This is a genomic window from Thorsellia kenyensis (assembly GCF_042432445.1).
GTDB classification, from domain to species: domain Bacteria; phylum Pseudomonadota; class Gammaproteobacteria; order Enterobacterales; family Thorselliaceae; genus Thorsellia; species Thorsellia kenyensis.
On the sequence record NZ_JBHLXE010000024.1, the window covers coordinates 96,245 to 102,657 of the forward strand.

Sequence of the window (6,413 nt, forward strand, 5' to 3'; positions counted from 1 at the left end):
GCCATTTTATTATCAAAATGGATTTTATTAATGGTTGAGCGAATTGTTTTATTCCCAGTTAGCCTCACCCTAAACACTTTAACTTAATAGGAGTATTTATGGCTGTATTTAATCACCACGATCAACTGACACTAGCAAGACAGTTACCCTTAAAATCGGTTGCTTTAGTTCTTGCAGGAGGAAGGGGTTCTCGCCTAAAAGATATTACTAATAAGCGAGCAAAACCTGCTGTTCATTTTGGCGGTAAATTCAGAATTATCGATTTTGCAATGTCTAATTGTATCAACTCAGGCATTAGACGAATTGGTGTTATTACCCAATACCACTCCCATTCATTGGTTAAACACCTTCAGCGTGGATGGTCATTTTTAACGACTGAAATGAATGAATTTGTCGATCTGTTACCTGCTCAACAGCGATCAGATAGAGAGGAATGGTATTCAGGTACTGCGGATGCCGTATACCAGAATATTGATATCATTAAGCGTTATGACGCTAAATATGTTGTTATACTAGCAGGTGATCATATCTATAAAATGGATTACTCAAGGATGCTAATAGATCATTTGGAAAAAAACGCCCAAGTTTCTGTTGCTTGTATTCCTGTCCCAAGAACTGAGGCCACAGAATTTGGAGTAATGTCTGTCGATGAATCTCATAAGATCATTGATTTTCTTGAAAAACCTGCCAACCCTCCTGCTATGCCAGATGATGAATCTCGTTCTCTTGCCAGCATGGGAATTTATATATTCAATACAGAATATCTATTTCAATTACTCGAAGAAGATAGAGTCACTGAAGGCTCCAATCACGATTTTGGTAAAGATCTGATCCCTAAAGCTTGTCGTGAAGGTGTGGCTTATGCGCATCCATTTACCCTTTCTTGTGTTAATTCTAATAATGAAAGTGAACCATATTGGCGAGATGTAGGAACACTCGAAGCCTATTGGAAAGCCAACCTGGACTTAGCCAGTGTAACACCCGAACTAGATATCTATGATAAAACTTGGCCTATAAGAACTTATATTCCCTCATTGCCTCCAGCAAAATTTGTTCAAGATCGATCAGGCAGCCATGGCATGACCTTAAACTCTCTTGTAGCAGGTGGCTGTATTGTATCAGGCTCTGTTGTGAATCATTCAGTTCTATTTTCCAGGGTAAGAGTTAATTCCTTTTGTACTATCGACTCATGTGTCATTATGCCAGAAGTTAATATAGGCCGGTCATCAAGACTTAGAAATTGTATTATTGATAGAGGATGCATCTTACCTGAAGGAACTATTATCGGTGAGAATGCAGAAGAAGATATAAGACGTTTTCACAGAACGGATAATGGTATTGTTCTTGTAACAAAAGAAATGATTAATAAACTAAATGCTTAAGTAGAGGTTAATGTGCGTATTTTACATGTGTGCTCAGAATTTTATCCCTTATTAAAAACAGGTGGACTTGCAGATGTTCTAGGGGCTCTTCCACTTGCCCTCAAAAAAAAGGGAGTGGACAGTCGTATTTTAATCCCTGGTTTTCCTTCAGTGTTAAATGCTATCAAAGAAAAATCAGCATTACATGAAGTAAAGCAAATAGATACTTTTGCCGGCAATATAACTATTTTCTATGCTGTCTTTCAAAAATTGCCATTTTATATTATTGATGCACCGCACCTATATGCTCGTGAAGGCAGTCCTTATCATGATGAATACCAAAATGATTATCGTGATAATGCGATACGATTCGCCCTTCTCTCTTTTATTGGTGCAGAGCTTGCAAACAATCTAGACCCCTATTGGTCAGCAAGTATTGTCCACGCCCATGATTGGCATTCTGGTTTAACTCCTGCTTACCTTGCTCAAAATGGGTATCCTGCTAAGTCAGTTTTCACTATCCATAATCTGGCTTTTTCAGGATGTTTCCCTTATATCAGTGATGACGAACTCAGTGGATACCAACATATTTCGTTACTAGATAAAATTGGTTTAGATAACAGAATGTTTTCTATTGATGGACTTGAATTCCATGGGAAGGTATCCTTTTTGAAAGCTGGTCTTTATTATAGTTCGCATGTTACAACCGTGAGCCCAACTTATGCCCAGGAAATAACATTACCTGATTTTGGATGTGGTTTTGATGGACTATTAGCTTCAAAAAAACAGAGCGGAAAACTCACAGGTATATTAAATGGTGTAGATTATTCATTATGGAGTCCAAAAAAAGACCCTAATTTGAAGCACTCTTATGATGCAAGACAACTTAACAATAAAAGCCTTAATAAACTAGATCTTCAAGAGAATTATCATCTAACTAAAGATTCAACTATCCCTCTTTTTTCTGTCGTTAGCAGATTAAGTCATCAGAAGGGATTAGATCTCTTAATTGATGTCATTCCTTTTTTAATAGAAAAAAATGCACAATTATTCATCTTAGGCAGTGGTGATAAAGTATTAGAAGAGAAGTTTTTATCTTTAGCTAAAGAATATCCAAATCATATAGCTGTTAAGATTGGTTATGATGAGGAACTTGCTCATAATCTTACCGCTGCAAGTGATATCATGTTAATTCCAAGCCGATTTGAACCCTGTGGATTAACTCAACTTTATGCGATGAAATATGGTACCCTACCTTTAGTCAGGAATACTGGTGGACTTGCCGATACAGTAGTGGATATTACCCAAACAAACATTACTGAAAAATTAGCCACAGGAATAGTTTTTAATCAAGCAAACACGACTGAATTAATTGTTGCGCTAGAGAAGACTTTTTCCCTTTGGCAAAACAAAACTGCATGGAAGCAAGTTCAAAAAAATGCCATGAAAAGGGATTTTTCTTGGTCTTTAATTGCTGATGCTTATATCGCAATTTATCAATCACTATAAAAATTATTAAATAGTCGCAATTAAAATTAATAAAAATTAAATAGGACAATTCATGGACAAAGTACAATTCTCAGCGTCAAATTTTAACTATAATTCACCTGGCTATTCAACTGATTCCTTAAAACAGTCTATAGTTTATAAATTAATGTTTATTGTTGGTAAACATCCCGATGTAGCCACTAAACATGATTGGCTTAATGCAACCCTTTTTGCAGTGAGAGATAGGATAGTAGAACGTCAACTTAACTCTACTCAAGCACAAATAGATCAAGAATCTAGGCAAGTTTATTACCTCTCTATGGAATTTTTGATGGGAAGAACTTTATCGAACGTCCTTATTTCACTAGATATTTATAATGAAACTGCAGAAGCTCTTAAAAATATCGGTCTAGATATCGATGACATTATTAATGAAGAGGATGATGCTGGGCTAGGTAATGGAGGGCTTGGCAGATTAGCGGCATGCTTTTTGGATTCACTCACAACACTAGGCTTACCAGGAAGAGGATACGGCATACGTTACGATTATGGCATGTTTACTCAAAAAATTGTTGATGGTAAGCAGGTAGAAGTTCCTGACAACTGGCTTGAGGATGGTAATGCTTGGGAATTTAAACGTCATAATTTAAGATACAAAATTCACTTTGGTGGAAGAATTCAGCATGAAGGCGATGAAGTCAAATGGCTAGATACAGAACATATTCTTGCTTGCGCTTATGATCAACTTATTCCTGGTTATGATATTAATTTCACAAATACACTAAGACTTTGGAGTGCTCAAACAAGTAAAGAAATCAACTTAGGTAAATTCAATGAGGGTGATTATCTTGAAGCTGTTGCAGAAAAAAATAGTTCTGAAAATGTATCAAGAGTTCTTTATCCTAATGATTCTACAGACTCAGGTAAAGAATTACGTTTAAGACAAGAATATTTCTTAGTTTCAGCAACAATCCAAGACATTCTACGTCGCCATTTAAAATTGCATAAGTCCTTAGCAAATTTACATGAAAAAGTAGCTATTCACCTTAATGATACCCACCCTGTACTTGCAATTGCTGAATTAATTCGTATTTTGGTTGATGAAAATAAAATGACATTTAAAGCGGCTTGGGAAATGACTAAACAAATTTTTTCTTACACCAATCATACGTTAATGTCAGAAGCATTAGAAACATGGCCTGTTGATACCTTAGGTAGAATTTTACCAAGACATCTCCAGATTATTTTTGACATTAATGCCGTATTTTTAGACAGTGTCAAAGAAAGATTCCCTAATGATTTGGATTTATTAAGAAGAGTTTCAATCATTGATGAAGTACAAGGAAGAAGAGTCAGAATGGCTTGGCTTGCGGTAATTGCTAGCCACAAAATAAATGGAGTATCAGCGCTTCATTCTGAATTGATGAAAGAAGATATTTTTGCTGATTTTGCTAAAATATACCCAGAACGTTTTTGTAATATGACAAACGGCATTACACCAAGAAGATGGATTGCACTAGCGAATCCATCTTTAACAGAGATTTTAGATACTCGCATTAAGGGAAATTGGAGAAAAGATTTATCTTTGTTAAAACAACTGAACTCCATTAAATCAGATAAAACCTTACATGAGCAACTCGCAAAATCTAAATTAGAAAATAAAAAACGTCTAGCTCAATATATTTCTGAAGAATTAAATATTGTGGTGAATCCAAACAGTTTGTTTGATGTTCAAATTAAACGTATCCATGAATATAAAAGACAACTATTAAATGTTCTGCATGTTATCACCCAATATAATAAGATTATTGCTAATCCTGATGCAGATATTGTTCCGAGAGTCATCATTTTTGCCGGTAAAGCAGCGTCTTCTTACTATGTTGCCAAACACATCATCCATCTTATAAATGATGTGGCTCAAGTGATCAACAACGATTCTCGCGTCCATAAAAAATTGAAAGTAGTATTCATTCCCAACTATAGTGTAAGCCTAGCTCAGATGATTATTCCAGCAGCAGATCTTTCTGAACAAATTTCTCTTGCAGGTACTGAAGCTTCTGGTACCGGTAACATGAAATTTGCTTTAAATGGTGCACTTACTATAGGCACCCTTGATGGTGCAAACGTGGAAATGCTAGAAAATGTAGGTGAGGATAATATTTTTATTTTTGGAAACACAGCTGAGCAAGTGATTAAATTAAGACAAAAAGGCTATAATCCAAGAGAATTCTATGAAAATAACACTAAACTACGCCAGGTGCTAAATCAAATTGCTGATGGTACCTTTAGTCCCAATGAACCTCACCGTTATCGTGATTTATTTGATAATTTAGTTAATTTTGGTGACTATTACCAATTGCTTGCTGATTATCAAAGCTATGTTGATACTCAAAGTAAGGTTGATCTTCATTTTAAAAATCAAGATAACTGGCAAGAAAGTGTGGTTGCTAATATCGCTAATATGGGGTATTTTTCTTCAGATAGAACGATAGAGGAGTATGCTAAAACAATCTGGAAAATTGATCCTGTAAAATTATAATGATTTAGAGATTGCAAAAATATTATTTGTTAAAGTTGCCTAATACACAAGGCAGCTTTCATAAATTAGTCAATATATCCTGTCGCTTTTATCATCATACTGTTTACTTAAACCCATTTATTCCGATCATTTTTATTAACTAATAGCTTGTATGAAAATTAACTTAGTACTTTTATGTTAATTTATTTTTTGATTATATATCTTCTTTGTTAAAACCACCTAATATCTCCTTTTCATTCCTACACTTGCCGCTTTACTTTTAACAAATTCACTTTGACCTATTTAGCGATAACGCTTGCTGACCTAATTTGGTGAGTTTTTTATGTCTTAATCTCTATAACATTATATTTATCAGGTATTCAACTTTATAATGCAGTCTTAACTGTTGATGATCATAACACTTTTCATTTGGACTAATCTCTCTTTATTCCCACTCTCATACAAGTGTACGAATTCCCCTTTTTTTTGCACAGCAAAAAAAAGGGCCTAGTATTGCCTACTAGACCCTTTTTAATTTTATTTTATTTTATTTTATTTTGACGTTAAATCAAAATTAGATTACTGCAATACCTTGCTGAATCCAGATTTGCGCATCTTCCGTAGCATGCACGTAAACATTATATGTTTCGCCTCTGAATTGCTGCGCACCTAATGTCGACCATTCAGTGGCTGATAATTCTAAATCCACAGTATCTGTTGAGCCACCTTGGATTACCAGTAAATGATCATTTTCAGGTGTCATTGATAACACATCCTCGACAGAAATAGTCAGCTTATTTTTATACTCATCATTAAGATGTAGATACTCAATAGAATCTACTTTATTACTGATTTGTGCTAAATCTAAGTCATCGAAACTATTCCAAATCAATGTATCATTTCCTTGACCACCATTGACAAAAGCGAAATCTGTATCATAAATGATGATGTAGTCATTACCGCTTCCAGCATCAAAGGAATTAGCTCCATTTTTGCCGTCTAGAGTATTAACACCATCATTACCCACTAGTGCTCCTGTACCATCT

Annotated in this window: 4 protein-coding genes; 3 read left to right on the forward strand and 1 reads right to left on the reverse strand. The window is 34.9% G+C overall.

Features of this window, described 5'->3' with window-relative positions; genetic code table 11:
• Nucleotides 1–98 precede the first annotated feature (98 nt).
• From glgC to glgP, 3 genes are read left to right on the forward strand one after another with little or no spacing between them, the layout of a single operon-like run.
• Nucleotides 99–1,382, forward strand: coding sequence for a glucose-1-phosphate adenylyltransferase (gene glgC, locus ACFFIT_RS02465; protein ID WP_385876055.1), 1,284 nt, complete (start codon nucleotides 99–101; stop codon nucleotides 1,380–1,382).
• Between the two features lie 12 nt (nucleotides 1,383–1,394).
• The gene (gene glgA / locus ACFFIT_RS02470; protein WP_385876056.1) at nucleotides 1,395–2,870 is read left to right on the forward strand and encodes a glycogen synthase GlgA; all 1,476 of its coding nucleotides are present in this window, start codon (nucleotides 1,395–1,397) and stop codon (nucleotides 2,868–2,870) included.
• 52 nt (nucleotides 2,871–2,922) lie between these two features.
• Nucleotides 2,923–5,388, forward strand: a complete 2,466-nt coding sequence (gene glgP / locus ACFFIT_RS02475) for a glycogen/starch/alpha-glucan family phosphorylase (RefSeq protein WP_385876057.1) — start codon at nucleotides 2,923–2,925, stop codon at nucleotides 5,386–5,388.
• Nucleotides 5,389–5,941: 553 nt separating this feature from the next.
• Here glgP and ACFFIT_RS02480 read toward each other — a convergent pair.
• Nucleotides 5,942–6,413 (reverse strand): hypothetical protein (locus ACFFIT_RS02480; protein ID WP_385876058.1); only part of this gene is annotated, 472 nt, incomplete at its 5' end.